Here is a 17,143-nt window from a genome sequence, read left to right on the forward strand (position 1 = left end):
TGCCACCCGGCAACAATGGCTCAAGACCTGCGAAACGCCACCAGTGTCACCACGATCCCAACAACTGCGGATACCGCACCTGCCAGGAAGACGGACGGATAACCAAAGGATGTGGCAAGCACTCCCGCCAGTGGTCCGGTCACCCCGTAGGAGATATCCTGAAACGCGGCATAACCGCCAAGAGCAGTCCCTCTGACCTGCGGCTGAACACGTTTAACCACCTCGACGCCGAGCGCCGGGAAAATAAGCGAGCAACCGCAGCCGGTCAAAGCCGCGCCAAGCAGAGCAACAGACGCCACAGGTGCCTGCCAGAGCATGACCAGACCGATGGCCTCAATCACCAGCGATACCACCGCCACTTTCACCCCACCGAAGCGATCCGGCATCCAGCCGAACAGTACGCGCATCAGCACAAAGGCACCACCAAAGGCCGTCAGGGTAAAACCGGCCATCGCCCAGCCACGGCTTATAAAGTAAAGCGAGACAAATGTGCCAATCACCGCAAAGCCGACGCCCTGCAAGGCTAATCCCAGCCCGGGTTGCCAGATTTTCCCGACCACACTCCACAGGGACGGACGTTCACCTTTATGAGCAGGCACTTTACGCACCGAACCGTTGAACGCCCACGCCAGCAGTGGCAGCACCATGGTCGTACCCGCCAGCGCTGCAAAACCAAACTGACTGTTGATCAGCAGCCCTAATTGTGCCCCCGCGGCCAGTGCGCCATAAATGGCCATCCCGTTCCAGGACATCACTTTACCCGAACGCGCCGGGCCAACCAGCCCCATTCCCCAGGTCAGGGTGCCGGTCAGGAGCTGGCTTTCACCAAACCCCAGAATCAGACGCCCCACTATCAGCAGCGCAAATTTATACAGGGGCTCCACAGGCAGGAGTGCCGCCACTAGCCAGGCGCCACCTGCCAGCCCGCAGGCGAACATGCCCTGTAGCGCAGAACGTTTAGCCCCGTGCTGATCGGCCAGCCGTCCGGCATAACCACGCGTTAATACCGTGGCTAAAAACTGGATACCGACGGCAATGCCGACCATGGTGTTGCCATAGCCCAGCTCCTGATGAACGAACAGCGGGATCACCGGTAGCGGCAGGCCAACGGTCATGTAGGTCAGGAATACTGCAAAGGCGATGCGAAACAGAGACACGTTCCCGGAGGAGGCATTTTTTGCTGAGGTAACGGCCGTCATGCATAACTCCATGTTCAGGCATAAAAAAAGGGAGCCATCAGGCTCCCTTCTACTATACATTCAAAAACTTATGCTTTCAGCTTACGCATAACCAGGGTGGCGTTTGTGCCACCGAAACCAAAGCTGTTGGACATTACGGTAGTCAGTGTCGCTTCAGTTGGTTTGGTTACGATGTTCAGGCCAGCAGCCTGCTCATCCAGCTCTTCCACGTTGATGCTTGGGGCGATAAAGCCGTTTTCCAGCATCAGCAGAGAGTAGATGGCTTCCTGCACGCCAGCCGCACCCAGAGAGTGACCGGTCATCGCTTTAGTTGCAGAGATTGCCGGACCGTTGTCGCCAAACACTTCACGGATCGCACCCAGCTCTTTCACGTCGCCTACCGGAGTAGAAGTACCGTGGGAGTTCAGGTAGTCGATTGGGGTATCAATGCCATGCATTGCCATCTTCATGCAGCGCACTGCGCCTTCGCCAGATGGTGCAACCATGTCAGCGCCGTCAGACGTTGCGCCGTAACCCACGATTTCAGCATAGATGTGAGCACCACGAGCCAGAGCGTGTTCCAGCTCTTCAACCACAACCATACCGCCACCGCCAGCGATAACGAAGCCGTCACGGTTCGCATCATAGGTACGGGAGGCTTTGTCTGGCGTTTCGTTGTATTTGGTGGACAGTGCGCCCATCGCATCGAACTCACAGGCCATTTCCCAGCCCAGCTCTTCGCCGCCGCCAGCAAATACGATGTCCTGTTTGCCCAACTGGATCTGCTCAACCGCATTACCGATACAGTGCGCGGAAGTCGCACAAGCGGAGCTGATGGAGTAGTTAACGCCGTGGATTTTAAACGGCGTTGCCAGGCACGCGGAAACCGCTGAACCCATCGCTTTGGTCACAACGTAAGGACCCACAGCTTTCAGGCCGCGCGGGCTACGCATCGCGTCAGCACCAAATACCTGGGCTTTAGAAGAACCACCGGAGCCTGCAATCAGACCAACACGCGGGTTGTTCTGGTAAACTTCTTCGCTCAGACCGGCGTCAGCAATGGCTTCCTTCATAGAAAGATAGGCGTAAATAGAGGCATCGTTCATGAAACGAACCACTTTACGGTCGATCAAACCGGTGGTGTCCAGTTTGACGTTACCCCATACGTGGCTACGCATTCCCGAATCTTTAAACTCTTCAGAGAAAGTGATCCCGGAGCGTCCTTCACGCAGAGATGCCAGGACTTCCTGCTGGTTATTACCGATGCTGGAAACGATGCCCAGGCCAGTAATCACTGCACGTTTCATTCAATACCTCTGTAAGTCGCACTATATTAAGTTTCGAGTCGCACAATAGCGTACACTTGTACGCCGAACAAGTCCGATCAGCCAATTTCTGCGGAAATTTGCGCCGATGGGCTCACATCGTTAAGATCGTGCCACTGCCTGCCAGACGAGTAACTTACGTGAAACAAAACGCCATACAACCCGCCAACCTCGAATTCAACGCTGAGGGTACACCTGTTTCCCGAGATTTTGATGATGTCTATTTTTCTAATGATAATGGACTCGAGGAAACCCGGTATGTTTTCCTGGGCGGAAACCAGCTTCCCGATCGTTTCCCTTCGCATCCGCGCAGCCAGTTTGTGGTAGCGGAAAGTGGTTTTGGTACCGGGCTTAATTTCCTCACCCTCTGGCAGGCGTTTAACCAGTTTCACGCGACGCATCCTGAGGCTACGCTACAAAGATTACATTTCATCAGTTTCGAAAAATTTCCGCTGACCGCGCACGATCTGGCGCTCGCGCATCAGCACTGGCCAGAACTTGCCCCCTGGGCCGGGCAGCTTCAGGCGCAGTGGCCACCGGCCGTTGGTGGCTGCCATCGCCTGTGGCTTGACGGCGGGCGCGTGACGCTGGATTTATGGCTTGGCGACATCAACGACCTGACCGATAAGCTCGACGATACACATAATCAGAAAGTGGACGCCTGGTTCCTGGATGGTTTCGCTCCCGCCAAAAACCCGGATATGTGGAGCCAGCATCTGTTTATGGCAATGGCGCGACTGGCACGCCCAGGTGCAACGCTTGCTACCTTCACCTCAGCAGGTTTTGTCCGCCGCGGGTTACAGGAAGCAGGCTTTACCATGCAGAAAACCAAAGGATTTGGCCGCAAACGTGAAATGCTGACGGGCGTGATGGAGCAAACTCTGGAGCAACACGCTCAGGCCCCCTGGTTTGCCCGTTGCGCCAGCACATCCCACGAGACCGCAATTATTGGCGGGGGCATTGCCAGCGCCCTGCTCTCTCTCGCGCTTTTGCATCGGGGCTGGAAAGTGACGCTTTACTGCGCTGATGACGCCCCGGCAACAGGCGCATCGGGTAATCGTCAGGGCGCGCTCTACCCGCTGTTGAGCGCACACGATCCAGCGCTGAGCCAGTTCTTCCCGGCGGCATTCACCTTTGCCCGCCGCCTGTACGACAACCTGCCGGTGTCATTCGATCATGACTGGTGCGGCGTCACGCAACTCGGATGGGATGAAAAGAGCCAGCAAAAAATCATGCAAATGCTCTCTCTGGAATTACCACCCGAGATAGCCCGCCCGGTAACGGCGCAACAGGTCCTGGAAAGCACCGGCCTCGAAACTGGCTGCGATGGCATTCAGTATCCGCATGGCGGCTGGCTATGCCCGGCAGAACTGACCACTGCGGCAATCAGCCTTGCCCAGTCACGCGGATTGACGGTGCACTACTCCCGTGAGATTGCGTCATTGAGCCGGGACGACGAGCATTGGTCCCTGCACTTTACCCAGGGTGAGCACGCGCAACATGCCAGCGTGGTGCTGGCGAACGGGCACCACATCAACCAGTTTAGCCAGACGAAAAACCTGCCGCTCTATCCGGTCGGCGGTCAGGTCAGCCATATTCCCGCAGCGCCTGAACTGAGCAAACTGCGCCAGGTACTGTGCTATGACGGCTATCTGACACCGCAAAACCCGTCTAACGGGCATCACTGCATCGGTGCTAGCTACCATCGTGGCGCGACGGAGATGCACTACAGCGAAGAAGACCAGCACCAAAATCGTCAGCGCCTGATTGACTGCTTCCCGCAGGCTGGCTGGGCGAAGGAGGTGGACATCAGCGCCGGAGAAGCGCGCTGCGGCGTGCGCTGCGCCACCCGCGATCATCTGCCAATGGCAGGTAATGTGCCGGACTATGATGCAACCCTTGAGGCTTATCGGGATCTCGCCGAAAACAGGGAAAGCGCAGTCAGTGCTCCGGTGTACCCGGAGCTGTTTATGCTGGGCGGATTGGGATCCCGCGGATTGTGTTCTGCGCCGCTGCTGGCTGAAGTGCTGGCCGCGCAGATGAGCGACGAGCCAATTCCGCTGGACGGGGTTACGTTGGCGGGGCTCAATCCGAATCGCTTGTGGGTGAGAAAATTGCTGAAGGGAAAGATGGTTAAGTAAGGTGCGGTCTGGTGCCCTCTCCCACAGGGAGAGGGGATCCACGACTTAACGTTTGGCCTGCTGGAACAACGTGTCCCACATACCCAACACTAGCGTCTGGTCGCGCGGGGAGAGTTCACCCGCCTGAATGGCTTTCTCAAGGCTGCGAGTCACTTCCTGATGCACGGCTTCAGCAGAGTGATCGTCCCCTGCTTCCAGCTCGGCAACCGCCAGCGTCAGGTGACCACGCAGATAACCGCTGGCGAACAGCTCATCATCACTGGCGTGTTCCACCATGTCATCAATTAACGCCAGAATGCGTGATTCAAATTCTGCGATCATCTTATTTCCTCAGTTAAAGATCTTCCGGCCACGGGAAGCAATCCGCCGTCATCTCCGGCGTGTGGTAATAATTCTGTAAAGCCCTGATGAGAGTCGCCGGACGTGCCGGGATCCCTTTTTCAAGATATTCCATCACCTGCGCATGCACACGGCGCTGGAAGACAATGCGGTCCGGCTCGAAGTCACCTTCGAGGTTGTCACAGCTGACATTAAACGGAAATCCTGCCGCTACGCACAGCAACCATTCCAGCGCCTGCGGTTTCACTTCTACGTCTTCAAACTGCCCCTGGGTCGCGGCGTCGCGTCCGTCCGGGCAGTACCAGTAGCCGAAGTCCACCAGCTCACGACGCGCTTTTCCCGCAATACACCAGTGAGAGATCTCATGCATCCCGCTGGCATAAAAGCCGTGCGCAAACACAATTCGGTTGTACGGGATCTCTGCATCAGCAGGAAGATAGATCGGTTCGTCGTCGCCTTTAATCAGACGTGTATTAAAATCAGCGGCAAAACAGCCATCAAAGATCTCAATCAGCTGTTCGTAATTATGCTTACTGTCCATTAGTTCATCCCCAACCAGTGGAGGATCTCCTGTCCATGGCTATCATAAAGAAGCTTGGAACTCATCACCGCCGACACCACAACAATCATCGGACGGATCAGTTTCTGCCCTTTGCTTAACACCAGACGCGAGCCTGCGCGCGCACCCAAAAATTGCCCCGCCATCATCACAAACCCGGTCGCCCAGATAACTTTTCCACCAATGATGAACAACAGCAAGCCGCCTAAGTTGGAGGTCGCATTGAGTACTTTGGCATGAGCAGTCGATTTGGCGAGGTTAAACCCGGCCAGCGTCACAAACGCTAAGGCATAAAATGAACCTGCACCTGGCCCAAAGAAGCCATCGTAAAAACCGACGCAACCACCCGCGATCAGTGCAAACGGCAAACCATGCAGGCGACGCTGTCTGTCTTCTTCGCCAAGCCGTGGCATCAGTAAAAAGTACAGGCCAATACAGATAACCAGGATGGGCAGGATCTGACGCAAAATGTCGGACTGCACGTGCTGAACCAGCAGTGCGCCAGACGTAGAGCCGATAAAGGTCATCAGGATATTCAGTTTCTGATCGGCAAGATTAACCACCTTACGGCGGATAAAATAGAGCGATGCGGATAGAGACCCGCCACAAGCCTGAAGCTTATTGGTTGCCAGGGCCTGTGCAGGGTTCATGCCAGCGGCCAGCAGGGCCGGAACAGTCAGCAAACCGCCCCCACCCGCCAGCGCATCAATAAATCCGGCTAACATAGCGACAAAAAACAGCACCACCAGCAGCGTGGGTGACACCATAAAAAGATCGACGAAATTATCCATTAGAGTACATGCTCATCCAGTAGCGCCTGGCAGGAAGGCGGCAACGGAGGCGGTGTCTTCTTCTCAGGCTTAGAGGTTCCAGGTTTTGCAGGTTCAAACCAGCTTTGCAGTTCCGCGCCACAGCCATCGCCTGGCGGCGGTAACGGCTGATCTTCGCATTCAAGACTGTTTGCCGGGCAACGCAGACGAACGTGCATATGCGCACGATGCTGGAACCACGGGCGCACTTTGCGCAGCCAGTCGCGATCGGTGCCGGCATCCTGGCAGAGCTGCTGTTTAATGGCCGGGTTCACAAAAATCCGCGTGACGTCGTTATCTTTCGCCGCCAGCTTGATCATACTGGAGACATCCTGCGACCAAAGTGAGGGCACAACGTTTTTACCGTCGCCCGCGACCAGATCCAGCGCCTGCGGTTTCAGTAGTTGTGAGGAACTCCAGCGCGCTTTCGGCAGTTGCAAGAAGATATCGACATCCAGTCCGGTCTGGTGGCTGGCGTGTCCACTGTTGAAACGCCCACCGGCAGGCATTCCCATATCGCCGATGAGCATGGTCCCCAGCCCCAGATTGTGCACCTGGTTGCCCAGACGCTGAATAAACAGCACCAGGTCCGGGTGACCAAAATAGCGGCGCTGGTCAGTGCGCATCACCTGATAGGTGTCTGATTGCAGCGGCAACTCTTGTGCACCAACGATACAGCCGTTCGAAAATGCACCAATAGACTGCGCACTCCCCGCTACCGGATGGCTGATTTTTTGCCACGGTGTAGCAGCCAGACTGGCTCCACTGGCGAGTAACGCCAGCAGAGCAATTGCGGTTTTTTTCATGTTTACCAGCGTGGAATGGTGGTCGTCACATCCGCATTCTGCGCGCGCTGGCGCAGGAAGTGATCCATCAGCACAATCGCCAGCATCGCTTCAGCAATCGGCACTGCGCGGATCCCCACGCACGGATCATGACGGCCTTTCGTGATCATCTCGACTTCTTCACCAGAGCGGTTAATCGTATGGCCCGGTACGGTAATGCTGGAGGTTGGTTTCAGTGCGATGTTAGCGACAATCTGTTGCCCGCTGCTGATCCCGCCAAGAATACCGCCCGCGTGGTTGCTCTGGAAACCGTCTTTGGTAATTTCGTCACGGTTCTGGCTACCACGAAGCTGAATCACGCCAAAACCGTCGCCAATCTCAACACCTTTCACCGCATTGATGCTCATCATCGCGTGGGCAATATCAGCGTCAAGACGGTCAAAGACCGGCTCGCCCCAGCCTGCGGGAACACCATCTGCCACAACGGTCACTTTGGCACCGATGGAGTCGCCCTCTTTCTTCAGGCCACGCATCAGTTCGTCCAAAGCCTCCAGCTTATCGGCATCGGCGCAGAAGAACGGGTTTTGTTCAACCTGGTCCCAGTCTTTAATCGCCAGCGGAATGTCGCCCATCTGGGTCAGACAACCGCGGATAACGATGCCAAATTTTTGCGCCAGGTATTTTTTCGCGATCGCGCCTGCGGCTACACGCATGGCAGTTTCACGCGCGGAAGAACGACCGCCACCGCGATAATCACGAAAACCGTATTTTTGCTCGTAGGTATAGTCAGCATGACCCGGACGGAAGACGTCTTTGATGGCACCGTAGTCCTGCGAACGCTGATCGGTGTTTTCAATCAGCAAGCCAATGCTGGTACCGGTGGTACGGCCTTCGAACACGCCAGAGAGAATTTTGACCTGGTCCGGCTCGCGACGCTGCGTGGTGTAGCGAGAGGTGCCAGGGCGACGACGGTCGAGGTCGTGCTGTAAATCAGCTTCGGTCAGCTCGATGCCTGGCGGGACGCCATCAACGATACAACCCAGTGCCAGCCCGTGCGACTCACCAAAGGTGGTCACGCGGAATAATTGTCCAATACTGTTTCCTGCCATCACGGCTCCGCTGTCGTTATTTGTGTTTGAGCGTTGTGAAACGGGCCGAAGCCCGCTGGATTAATCTTTGTAAATGCTGAAGTGTTCACGCGCGTCGAGAAGCTGCGCTTTGGTCAACATAAAGACGCCATCACCGCCGTTGTCGAACTCGAGCCAGGTGAACGGCACATCCGGGTACTGCTCTATCAGATGTACCATGCTGTTGCCGACTTCACAAATCAGAACGCCATCGTCGGTCAGATAATCCGGCGCGCAGGCCAGAATACGACGCGTCAGTTTCAGGCCATCAGAGCCTGATGCCAGCCCCAGCTCCGGCTCGTGGCGATACTCATTTGGCAGATCGGACATGTCTTCCGCATCTACATACGGCGGGTTAGTCACGATCAGATCGTACTGGAGCACAGGCAGATCGCGGAACAGATCAGAGCGGATCGGCGTAACGTGATGGATAAGCCCATGCTCTTCAATGTTGTGTTCAGTCACGGCCAGCGCATCGGTGGAGATATCCACGGCATCCACTTCCGCTTCCGGGAAGGCATAAGCACAGGCAATAGCGATACAACCGCTGCCGGTACACATGTCCAGAATATGCTGCGGCTGGTGATTAATCAGGCCATCGAAGTGGTTGTTGATCAGCTCACCGATCGGCGAGCGCGGTACCAGAACACGTTCATCAACATAGAATTCGTGGCCACAGAACCAGGCTTTGTTGGTCAGATAGGCAACAGGAATACGTTCGTTAACGCGACGGATCACGCGCTCAACGATGCGATGTTTTTCGCTGGAGGTCAGGCGCGCACTGCGCATGTCTTCAGGGATATCCAGCGGCAGATAGAGTGACGGCAGCACCAGCTGAACAGCCTCATCCCACGGGTTATCGGTACCATGACCGTACCAGATATTCGCGGCGCTGAAGCGGCTAACCGACCAGCGCAACATGTCCTGTATGGTATGCAGCTCGTTTACTGCTTCATCGACAAATATTTTATCCACTCTTTCCTCCAGGGCACGCTCGCATAATTTTCGGCGGCTAGTTTGCCATGAAGACGGCGATAAATCAGCAATGACGCTTACTGCTTGAGGTTAAAAAATGCGTTTAGTCAGGTACACTATTGGAAATAAGAGATGAGACAGGCTAATGAAAAAGAAAACAACGCTCAGCCAGGAGGATCAGTCGCTCTTCCGTCAGCTCATGACCGGAACGCGTCAAATCAAGCAGGACACCATTGTCCAACGCCCGATTCGTAAGAAAATCACTGAAGTACCGGTTAAACGTTTATTGCAGGAACAGGCTGATAACAGCCACTATTTTTCGGATGAATTCCAGCCGCTGCTCAATACCCAGGGCGCAGTGAAGTATGTACGTGAAGACGTCAGCCACTTTGAGCTGAAAAAATTACGTCGGGGAGATTATTCGCCGGAACTGTTTCTCGATCTGCACGGGTTAACCCAGATGCAGGCGAAACAAGAGCTGGGGGCATTAATTGCCGCGTGCCGTCGGGAACACGTTTTTTGTGCCTGCGTGATGCACGGCCACGGTAAACATATCCTGAAGCAGCAAACGCCGTTATGGCTTGCCCAACACCCGCACGTGATGGCATTTCATCAGGCACCAAAAGAGTACGGCGGAGATGCCGCATTACTGGTGTTGATTGAAGTGGAAGAGTGGCAGCCACCAGAACTGCCCTGACAGACTGGCGGGTGGCCCCGCCAGAATGCAAGTCAGGTCAAATAGCTTTCGCCATCTTCAGATTGCACGGACTCATTTGCCAGTTAAAGACCCCTTTGCCCGTTTCGTCGAGTGTGACGTTAGCAATGGCAGAAGTCGTAAACATCGGTGGCGTTTCGCCCGGGCACAGTTCAGATACCAGATAGCCAACCAGTGGCAGGTGGGAAATGACCAGTGCAGAGGAGACTCCCTCATTGCACAGCGCCTGAAGATACGCGCTCACAAGGCCAACATCGCCGCACGGCGTGAGTTCTGGGAGAACATCGACGTCGGAAGGCAGGATCATACACTCACCCACCACTTCAAGGGTCTGTTCTGCACGCAGGAACGGACTCACCAGAACACGTTCGATGTCCACTTTTTGACCTTCAAGCCAGGTAGCCATTTGACGGGATTCGTCGCAGCCACAAAGGGTCAAAGGACGTACTGAGTCACTGGCGGCATCGAGTGCCGCGTCGCCGTGACGCATGATAAAAACTTGCATATTGCACCGCTTTTGTTAACCAGAATCACCAGCGCTGACTACCTGGGATGATGCCATAGAGGTAGAAAACCTGGTGGCCGGGCATTGTGCCTGATCCATTCGGTGAATGAAACGCTGTTTTTTACCTCAATGGCGTAAGTATAGTCAATCTTTGTTTACAAATTCGCCAAAACAGGTTCGCTCAACTCAGGATTTACCCTTCTTTGACCTCAACTTACGAGGCCAGTTTCCCTTGCAGACCAAAAAGTTTGGCCGCGTTCCGCCATTTGCAATAATTCGTCACAGGGCGTAAACCGCGGACCAAATTGCGTGGCAAGACGTTGCAGAGTGGCAACCACTTCACCCGCTCCCAGTGTATCCATGTAACGGAACGGGCCGCCAAGGAACGGCGGGAAACCGATACCAAAAACAGCACCTATGTCACCATCGCGTGCGCTTTTGATTACCTGCTCGCCAAAGCAGCGCGCTGCTTCGTTAAGCATCATCATCACACAGCGTTCAGCACACTGAACCGCCGACAGTTTTCCCTGCCCGGTTGCTGAAATAAGCCCATAAACCGAAGGGTCGACCTGTTTCTTGCTTTTACGCCCTTTCTGCACGTAAAGATAGAAACCGCGTTCATTTTTTCTGCCTTTGCGATCGTCCTTCAATATTGCTGAAACAATGTTTGCAGGCGGGCTAAAACGATCTCCATATGCGGCCTCCAGCACTGGTATAATTTTAGTGCCGGTATCTATTCCTACCTCATCCAAAAGTTGGATTGGGCCAACCGGGAAACCAAACTTCACCAGTGCCTCGTCTACATGTTCGATCTTCTCCCCTTCCGTCAGTAGCCGCATCGCCTCATTTATATAAGGCGCAAGAATACGGTTAACGTAAAAACCGGCTTTATCGGCCACCACAACCGGGGTCTTGCCCTGCATTTTGGCAAGCTTCACTACGGTTGCGATGGTCTGCGGGCTGGTCGTGGCGTGTGGAATGACTTCCACCAGCGGCATTTTTTCGACCGGGCTAAAGAAATGCAGGCCAATCACCTGTTCAGGACGCGCCGCGTGCATCGCAATATCGCCAATCGGTAACGATGAGGTGTTAGAGGCAAAGATGGTATGGGGTGCGCAATGCTGCTCGACATCCGCCACCATCTTTTGCTTCAGCGCTAAATCTTCAAATACCGCTTCAATAACAAGGTCACGATGGGCAAAACCGCTATAGTCAGTCGCACCCGAAACCAGCGCCAGCGTTTTGTCTCGCTCACTTGCCTTTATATGGCGCCGTTTGACCTTTTGATCAAGCAACTGCCAGCTGTATTGCAGCGCATGATTAATCCCTTTCGGATTGATGTCTTTAATACGCACGGGCAATTTGCCCTTGCTGGCGGTCACAAAGGCAATACCGCCGCCCATCAGCCCGCCACCCAGTATTCCCACAGCGCGCAAAGATGCAGGTTCTGCGTCACTGCCCGGATCTTTTTTAACATCGGTGCTGGCAAAGAAGATGCTACGCAACGACTGAGACTGCGGCGTCATAGCCAGTTCACCAAAGGCCTTTGCCTCAGCGGCATATCCACTGCTGCTGCCGTGCGCCAGACCGGTTTCAATCACCTCCAGAATGCGTGTGGTTGCCGGGTAATTGCCCTTCGCTTTTTGCTCTGTTTTTTTACCGACCATACTGAAAAGCAGCGCGCGTCCAAGTGGCCCCGCCAGGATACGCTCGCGTACCGGCAGATGCCGTTTGGCCTGGCGCCCTTTCAACGCCCGCTCAACTGCGGCTTCCAGCAATATCGAATGCGGCACAACCTCATCCACCAGACCCGTCCTCAGCGCCTGACGCGCACGAAGTTGTTTGCCGGTTAAGATCATCTCCAGCGCCGTACTGACGCCAACCAGTCGCGGTAAACGCTGCGTGCCACCCGATCCTGGTAGCAGTCCAAGTTGTACTTCGGGTAAGCCTAAAACGGTTTTCGCATCGTCGGTACATATCCGGCTGTGACAGGCCAGGGCAAGTTCCAGCCCGCCACCGAGACACGCTCCGTGAATAGCCGCAATCACCGGAACAGGCAACGCGTGGATCTCAGCCATCACCTGCTGCCCCTGCCGCGCCAGGTCTTCCGCCTCCTGAGCGCTTTTTGCACGGGCGATCATGTTGATATCCGCCCCGGCAATAAAGTTATCTGATTTGGCCGAAATAAAGACCAGCCCACGAAGGTCTTTATTTTCGCGGATCTGCTTTAACATCGCCCGCACCTGAACACCAAACTCGGCCTTCAGTGTATTCATCTTTTCGCCAGGGACATCAATAGTGACAACAGCGACGTTATCGGGGCGAACATTCAGCGTAAATGCCGATGTCATGTCCATTATTCAGCCTCCACAACCATTGCCGCACCCAGCCCACCCGCCGCACAGGCGGTGACCAGCCCAAATCCGCCGCCGCGGCGACGCAGTTCATGTAATGTTTGGGTTATCATTCGCGCGCCCGTGGCCGCGAAAGGATGGCCGTAAGCGATAGAGCCACCCAATACGTTAAATTTGCTTTCGTCCACTTCACCGGTGGCGTTTGCCCGCCCCAGAACTTCGCGTGCGAATCTGTCGCTTGCCAGAAGCTGCACGTTTGCCAGTGTTTGTGCGGCAAAGGCTTCGTGCATATCAATGAGCGTCAAATCAGCCAGCGTTAACCCGGCGCGTTCCAGTGCCAGTGGCGTAGACCAGGCTGGGCCTAAGAGCATGTCCTGCCAGACATCAATAGCCGTAAACGCGTAGCTGCGCAGATAGCCCAGCGGTTTTATGCCCAGCTCTCTGGCGCGGGATTCGGTCATCAGGATCACGGCGGCGGAGCCGTCCGTCAGTGGCGTACTGTTGGCGGCGGTAACAGTGCCATGTTTGCGATCAAATGCCGGGCGTAGTTTTGCATAATCCGCCAGCGTCGACGTGCCACGAATATTGTTATCTTCCACAAGCGGTTCACGGTAAGGGGGAACATAGGCGGTCATCACCTCGTCGGCCAGTTTGCCTTCAGACCAGGCTTTTGCGGCGAGCTGGTGCGAACGGTGTGCCAACGCATCCTGCTGTTCACGCGTGATGCCATAGGTTTTCGCCATCTGCTCGGCGGTATCGCCCATGCGCAGACCGGTCGAATACTCTGCCACGGCGGGCGGTACAGGCATCAGGTCGCGTAAACGCAGGCGTGAGAAGAGTTTGAGTCGCTGCCCGGTGGTACGGGCTTTATTGACGTCCACCAGAATGCGGGCCAGCTTTTTACTAACCCCGATTGGCAGTACGGAAGAGGAGTCGGCACCGCCGGCAATTCCCGCGCGGATTGTACCGGCCATCAGGCTTTCCGCCACGTTGGCAACCGCCTGAAAACTGGTGGCACACGCGCGGCTGACGCTATAAGCATCGGTATGCACGTTCATGCCTGTACCCAGGACAATTTCACGCGCAATGTTGGGCGCTTCCGGCATTTGCACGACCTGGCCGAAAACCAGCTGTTCAATGACCTCAGGTGGTATTTCGCTGCGAGCCAGCATCTCTCCCACCACCATTTTTCCCAGATCGACCGCCGGGATGCCGTGAAACGCCGTTGCCTGACGCGCAAACGGCGTGCGCAACCCGCTGACAATGGCGATGCGGTCACCTTGTCGGGTGATAAGCGGTAATGCCTGACTCATAACACTCCCCTGTAAAATTCATGCTCAACGCAAAGTGGTCTGACCTGATAACAGTCTTAACCATTTTTTTACATTCAGCCAATCGGGGAAACGAAAAAGTGCGAGCTAAAACACAGAGAGGAAAAAGAAAATGCCCCTGCAAAGCAGAGGCATGGTGCGAGTTATTACGCCCTCTCTTGTGGGAGGACGCATCAGACCGCAGAGATTAGCGCAGACCCAACTGGAAGATCAGGGTTTCTGCTTCACAGGCGAATACAAAATCGATATCCAGCTGCACGCCGCCTTCAACCTCTTTGAAGGTCGATTTGATGTCGCACGGTTCGGACTCAACATCACGCGCACGCTTAGTCAGCGCTGCCAGGGTTTCGTCAGCGTCGGCACGGTTAGCGAACACACGGCTGTAGGACGCGGTGCAATCGGTGTTGTCCATGATGGTACCAACATCCATACAGCAGCAAACCGGGGTTTCATCAGCACTGCATTTACTCATAGTAGCTTTCCTCTGTATTCGCGCCGGGCGCGAGATAAACACGTTGCCGATATTTTACGCCCCGATGACCAGGTGCTCCAGCCGTTAATGGCGCAAAATGGGATAAGTGACCAATATCACGCTTAAAAATGATCTAAAACAAAAATCACCCTTTCGGATGAGATGCGATGGTCACATTTTTGCCAAGCAGATCTCGTTTCAAGAAACATATTGGAAAAACTTAATAAACAAACTTGCAACATTACATCTGGTCAGACCTATACTCACGCCACTGGTCTGATTTGTATGTTTTAACACAGACCCTACACTTCGCGCTCCTGTTACGGTATGTAACAATTTTTGAATAAAAATAACTCAATGAGGTTATGGTCATGAGCCAGAAAACCCTGTTCAAAAAGACTGCGTTAGCAGTTGCAGTGGCAATCGTCTCAACGTCCGCCTGGTCAGCGGGCTTTCAGCTTAACGAATTTTCTTCCTCTGGCCTTGGCCGCGCGTACTCCGGGGAAGGTGCAATAGCTGATGATGCAGGTAACGTGAGTCGTAACCCTGCGCTTATCACGATGTTTGATCGTCCTGCCTTCTCTATCGGTGCGGTTTATATCGATCCTGATGTTAACGTCACCGGTAATTCAGCCTTAACCGGCCAAAGTGCTAACCAGGACAACATCGCGCCAAGCGCGTGGGTTCCTAACATGCACTATGTTATGCCAATCAACGAGCAGTTTGGTTGGGGTGCATCCGTGACCTCAAACTATGGTCTGGCAACTGAATTTGGTGAAAACTACGGTGCCGGTATTTATGGCGGTAAAACCGACCTGCAAACCGTTAACCTGAACCTGAGCGGTGCCTATCGCCTGGATAGTAACTGGAGCTTCGGCTTAGGCGTTGACGCCGTTTATGCAAAAGCGAAGATCGAGCGTTATGCCGGCTCTCTGGGCCCACTTCTGGCAGGGCAGCTCAATGGCAAGGTTCCCCCTTCTTATCTGGATGGGATCAGCTCCCCGGACGACCAGATCGCGCACCTGAAAGGTGACGAATGGGGCTTCGGCTGGAACGCGGGTATCCTGTATGAACTGGATAAAAACAACCGCTGGGGTCTGACCTACCGTTCTGAAGTGAAAATCGACTTCGACGGCGACTACAAAAGCTCCATCAACCCGAACCTGAGCACCATTCTGGGTAATATGGGTATGACTGGCCTTCCTGCTGGTACCGGCGGGCGAACCGAGAACGGTTCTTTGTCGTTGCATCTGCCAGAAATGTGGGAAATCTCCGGTTATAACCGTGTAGCACCACAGTGGGCTATCCACTATAGCCTGACTTACACCAGCTGGAGCCAGTTCCAGGAACTGAAAGCCACCGGTGATAACGGCCAGACACTGTTCTATAAAGATGAAAGCTTCAAAGATGCGTATCGCATCGCACTGGGTACAACCTATTACTACGATAAGAACTGGACTTTCCGTACCGGTATCGCATTTGATGATAGCCCGGTTCCGGCCGACAAGCGTTCTATCTCCATCCCGGATCAGGACCGTCTGTGGCTGAGCGCCGGTGCGACTTACGCATTTAACGATGACGCCTCAATCGACGTTGGCGCATCTTATATGCACGGCCAGAAAGTGAACTTCACCGAAGGTGAAGGCGCGGCGGCTTATACCTTCCACTCAGAAGGCAAAGCCTGGCTGTTCGGTACGAACTTCAACTACAAGTTCTAATCGCACAGAGATCAAAAAAGGTGAGCATTGCTCACCTTTTTTATTTACTGCGAATCGATATCTTTTAATTCGTTTTCGATTGCCTTCGCGTTTGGATTCTCTTCCGGCTTCAGCTTGCCGCCATTAGCAATAAAGTCGTGATTCTGGAAGTACGCTTCACGAACCATGATGTACGGATCGGAAGACTGGCGCAGCAGACCGTCGGAATCCAGCAACTGGGCACGAGTTTCAATACCTTCAACCGTCCATTTCCCAATTGATAGTGGCCACGTCAGCCACGACAGCACCGGATACAGCGTATCGACCATATCGCCGCCATCATCACGGACAGTAAAGCTGCCGTAGAATGGCAACTGCATATACGGACCATAACCCACGCCGTAACTGCCCAGGGTACTACCAAAACGGTGTGGTTGTTCACGTTGCAGTTTCTGGTTCGCCATACCTGCAACATCAATAAAGCCGCCCATACCCAACAGGGTGTTCAGGAAGAAGCGGGTGAAGTGCACCATGCCCTGGTAAGGATCGCCTTGCAGGAAGTAGTTCACCATCACCGCAGGCTCTTCCAGGTTACTGGTGAAGTTGCTCAACCCGTTACGTGCAGGCTGTGGAACATAATCGCGCCACGCAACCGCCACCGGACGGACCACATAGGGATCCAGCACGTTGTAGTTGAAGTTGTACATGGTGCGGTTAAACCCTTCTAAAGGATCAGAGCGCCCAGTTTGCTCGCCCGAGCTTGCACAGCCCACGAGCAACGTAGTGCCCAGCGCAAGCGCCGACAGCCGAAGTTTCATAAATATCTCCCTG

General features: G+C 54.6%; 16 protein-coding genes. 3 read left to right on the forward strand and 13 right to left on the reverse strand.

All coding sequences use genetic code 11. The annotated features are described in order from the left end of the window. Positions 1-20: 20 nt before the first annotated feature. Together HV107_RS02220 and fabB are read right to left on the reverse strand one after the other, a co-directional pair. Positions 21-1,199, reverse strand: coding sequence for an MFS transporter (locus HV107_RS02220; RefSeq protein ID WP_182061899.1), 1,179 nt, complete (start codon positions 1,197-1,199; stop codon positions 21-23). A gap of 68 nt (positions 1,200-1,267) precedes the next feature. Continuing rightward, positions 1,268-2,485 (reverse strand): beta-ketoacyl-ACP synthase I, encoded by a 1,218-nt coding sequence (fabB, locus tag HV107_RS02225; protein WP_182061900.1) that lies wholly within the window; start codon positions 2,483-2,485, stop codon positions 1,268-1,270. 158 nt (positions 2,486-2,643) lie between these two features. On the opposite strand from fabB, the gene mnmC reads away from it, so the two are divergent. After that, a complete protein-coding gene (gene mnmC / locus HV107_RS02230; protein ID WP_182061901.1) occupies positions 2,644-4,644 on the forward strand; it encodes a bifunctional tRNA (5-methylaminomethyl-2-thiouridine)(34)-methyltransferase MnmD/FAD-dependent 5-carboxymethylaminomethyl-2-thiouridine(34) oxidoreductase MnmC in 2,001 nt (666 codons plus the stop codon). Between the two features lie 45 nt (positions 4,645-4,689). Here mnmC and HV107_RS02235 read toward each other — a convergent pair whose 3' ends face one another. The 6 genes from HV107_RS02235 to prmB are packed head-to-tail and all read right to left on the reverse strand — an operon-like array spanning position 4,690 to position 9,238. Next, entirely contained in the window at positions 4,690-4,965 is a 276-nt protein-coding gene (locus HV107_RS02235; protein WP_014071149.1) for a YfcL family protein, read from the reverse strand. Positions 4,966-4,978: 13 nt separating this feature from the next. Further along, positions 4,979-5,524 (reverse strand): elongation factor P hydroxylase, encoded by a 546-nt coding sequence (locus HV107_RS02240; protein ID WP_182061902.1) that lies wholly within the window; start codon positions 5,522-5,524, stop codon positions 4,979-4,981. Then, a complete protein-coding gene (locus HV107_RS02245) occupies positions 5,524-6,333 on the reverse strand; it encodes a sulfite exporter TauE/SafE family protein (protein ID WP_182061903.1) in 810 nt (269 codons plus the stop codon). Before HV107_RS02245 ends, HV107_RS02240 begins: the two co-directional genes overlap by 1 nt. Then, positions 6,333-7,157 (reverse strand): penicillin-insensitive murein endopeptidase, encoded by an 825-nt coding sequence (gene mepA / locus HV107_RS02250; protein ID WP_182061904.1) that lies wholly within the window; start codon positions 7,155-7,157, stop codon positions 6,333-6,335. The genes HV107_RS02245 and mepA overlap by 1 nt, the downstream gene beginning before the upstream one ends. 2 nt (positions 7,158-7,159) lie before the next feature. Beyond that, positions 7,160-8,245 (reverse strand): chorismate synthase, encoded by a 1,086-nt coding sequence (aroC, locus tag HV107_RS02255; RefSeq protein ID WP_182061905.1) that lies wholly within the window; start codon positions 8,243-8,245, stop codon positions 7,160-7,162. Positions 8,246-8,305: 60 nt separating this feature from the next. After that, positions 8,306-9,238 carry a 50S ribosomal protein L3 N(5)-glutamine methyltransferase gene (gene prmB, locus HV107_RS02260; protein WP_182061906.1) on the reverse strand — a complete coding sequence of 311 codons (933 nt, stop codon included), beginning with the start codon at positions 9,236-9,238 and terminating at the stop codon, positions 8,306-8,308. A gap of 145 nt (positions 9,239-9,383) precedes the next feature. Between prmB and smrB the strand changes: the two genes are divergently transcribed. Next, on the forward strand, positions 9,384-9,935 hold the full coding sequence (gene smrB / locus HV107_RS02265) for an endonuclease SmrB (protein ID WP_182061907.1): 552 nt from the start codon (positions 9,384-9,386) through the stop codon (positions 9,933-9,935). Positions 9,936-9,972: 37 nt separating this feature from the next. Here the strand turns inward: smrB and sixA are convergent, their stop codons facing one another. The 4 genes from sixA to HV107_RS02285 all read right to left on the reverse strand — a co-directional run bounded on the left by sixA (position 9,973) and on the right by HV107_RS02285 (position 14,615). Continuing rightward, complete coding sequence (gene sixA, locus HV107_RS02270; protein ID WP_182061908.1) at positions 9,973-10,458, reverse strand: phosphohistidine phosphatase SixA; 486 nt, start codon at positions 10,456-10,458, stop codon at positions 9,973-9,975. 209 nt (positions 10,459-10,667) lie between these two features. Next, positions 10,668-12,815, reverse strand: coding sequence for a fatty acid oxidation complex subunit alpha FadJ (gene fadJ, locus HV107_RS02275; RefSeq protein WP_182061909.1), 2,148 nt, complete (start codon positions 12,813-12,815; stop codon positions 10,668-10,670). Next, entirely contained in the window at positions 12,815-14,125 is a 1,311-nt protein-coding gene (fadI, locus tag HV107_RS02280) for an acetyl-CoA C-acyltransferase FadI (RefSeq protein WP_182061910.1), read from the reverse strand. Before fadI ends, fadJ begins: the two co-directional genes overlap by 1 nt. 205 nt (positions 14,126-14,330) lie before the next feature. Beyond that, on the reverse strand, positions 14,331-14,615 hold the full coding sequence (locus HV107_RS02285) for a YfcZ/YiiS family protein (RefSeq protein ID WP_182061911.1): 285 nt from the start codon (positions 14,613-14,615) through the stop codon (positions 14,331-14,333). A gap of 371 nt (positions 14,616-14,986) precedes the next feature. On the opposite strand from HV107_RS02285, the gene fadL reads away from it, so the two are divergent. Then, on the forward strand, positions 14,987-16,333 hold the full coding sequence (fadL, locus tag HV107_RS02290) for a long-chain fatty acid transporter FadL (RefSeq protein ID WP_182061912.1): 1,347 nt from the start codon (positions 14,987-14,989) through the stop codon (positions 16,331-16,333). 44 nt (positions 16,334-16,377) lie between these two features. On the opposite strand, the gene mlaA is transcribed toward fadL, so the two are convergent. After that, positions 16,378-17,130, reverse strand: a complete 753-nt coding sequence (gene mlaA, locus HV107_RS02295) for a phospholipid-binding lipoprotein MlaA (RefSeq protein ID WP_182061913.1) — start codon at positions 17,128-17,130, stop codon at positions 16,378-16,380. Positions 17,131-17,143: the final 13 nt, after the last annotated feature.

This window comes from Enterobacter sp. RHBSTW-00175 (assembly GCF_013927005.1).
In the GTDB taxonomy this organism is placed as follows: Bacteria; Pseudomonadota; Gammaproteobacteria; order Enterobacterales; family Enterobacteriaceae; genus Enterobacter.

Bases quoted from the DNA above. Each gene is read 5' to 3' on its own strand.
- HV107_RS02220 (WP_182061899.1), bottom strand. From the start codon at position 1,199: ATGACGGCCGTTACCTCAGCAAAAAATGCCTCCTCCGGGAACGTGTCT.
- fabB (WP_182061900.1), bottom strand. From the start codon at position 2,485: ATGAAACGTGCAGTGATTACTGGCCTGGGCATCGTTTCCAGCATCGGT.
- HV107_RS02235 (WP_014071149.1), bottom strand. From the start codon at position 4,965: ATGATCGCAGAATTTGAATCACGCATTCTGGCGTTAATTGATGACATG.
- HV107_RS02240 (WP_182061902.1), bottom strand. From the start codon at position 5,524: ATGGACAGTAAGCATAATTACGAACAGCTGATTGAGATCTTTGATGGC.
- HV107_RS02245 (WP_182061903.1), bottom strand. From the start codon at position 6,333: ATGGATAATTTCGTCGATCTTTTTATGGTGTCACCCACGCTGCTGGTG.
- mepA (WP_182061904.1), bottom strand. From the start codon at position 7,157: ATGAAAAAAACCGCAATTGCTCTGCTGGCGTTACTCGCCAGTGGAGCC.
- aroC (WP_182061905.1), bottom strand. From the start codon at position 8,245: ATGGCAGGAAACAGTATTGGACAATTATTCCGCGTGACCACCTTTGGT.
- smrB (WP_182061907.1), top strand. From the start codon at position 9,384: ATGAAAAAGAAAACAACGCTCAGCCAGGAGGATCAGTCGCTCTTCCGT.
- sixA (WP_182061908.1), bottom strand. From the start codon at position 10,458: ATGCAAGTTTTTATCATGCGTCACGGCGACGCGGCACTCGATGCCGCC.
- fadJ (WP_182061909.1), bottom strand. From the start codon at position 12,815: ATGGACATGACATCGGCATTTACGCTGAATGTTCGCCCCGATAACGTC.
- fadI (WP_182061910.1), bottom strand. From the start codon at position 14,125: ATGAGTCAGGCATTACCGCTTATCACCCGACAAGGTGACCGCATCGCC.
- HV107_RS02285 (WP_182061911.1), bottom strand. From the start codon at position 14,615: ATGAGTAAATGCAGTGCTGATGAAACCCCGGTTTGCTGCTGTATGGAT.
- fadL (WP_182061912.1), top strand. From the start codon at position 14,987: ATGAGCCAGAAAACCCTGTTCAAAAAGACTGCGTTAGCAGTTGCAGTG.
- mlaA (WP_182061913.1), bottom strand. From the start codon at position 17,130: ATGAAACTTCGGCTGTCGGCGCTTGCGCTGGGCACTACGTTGCTCGTG.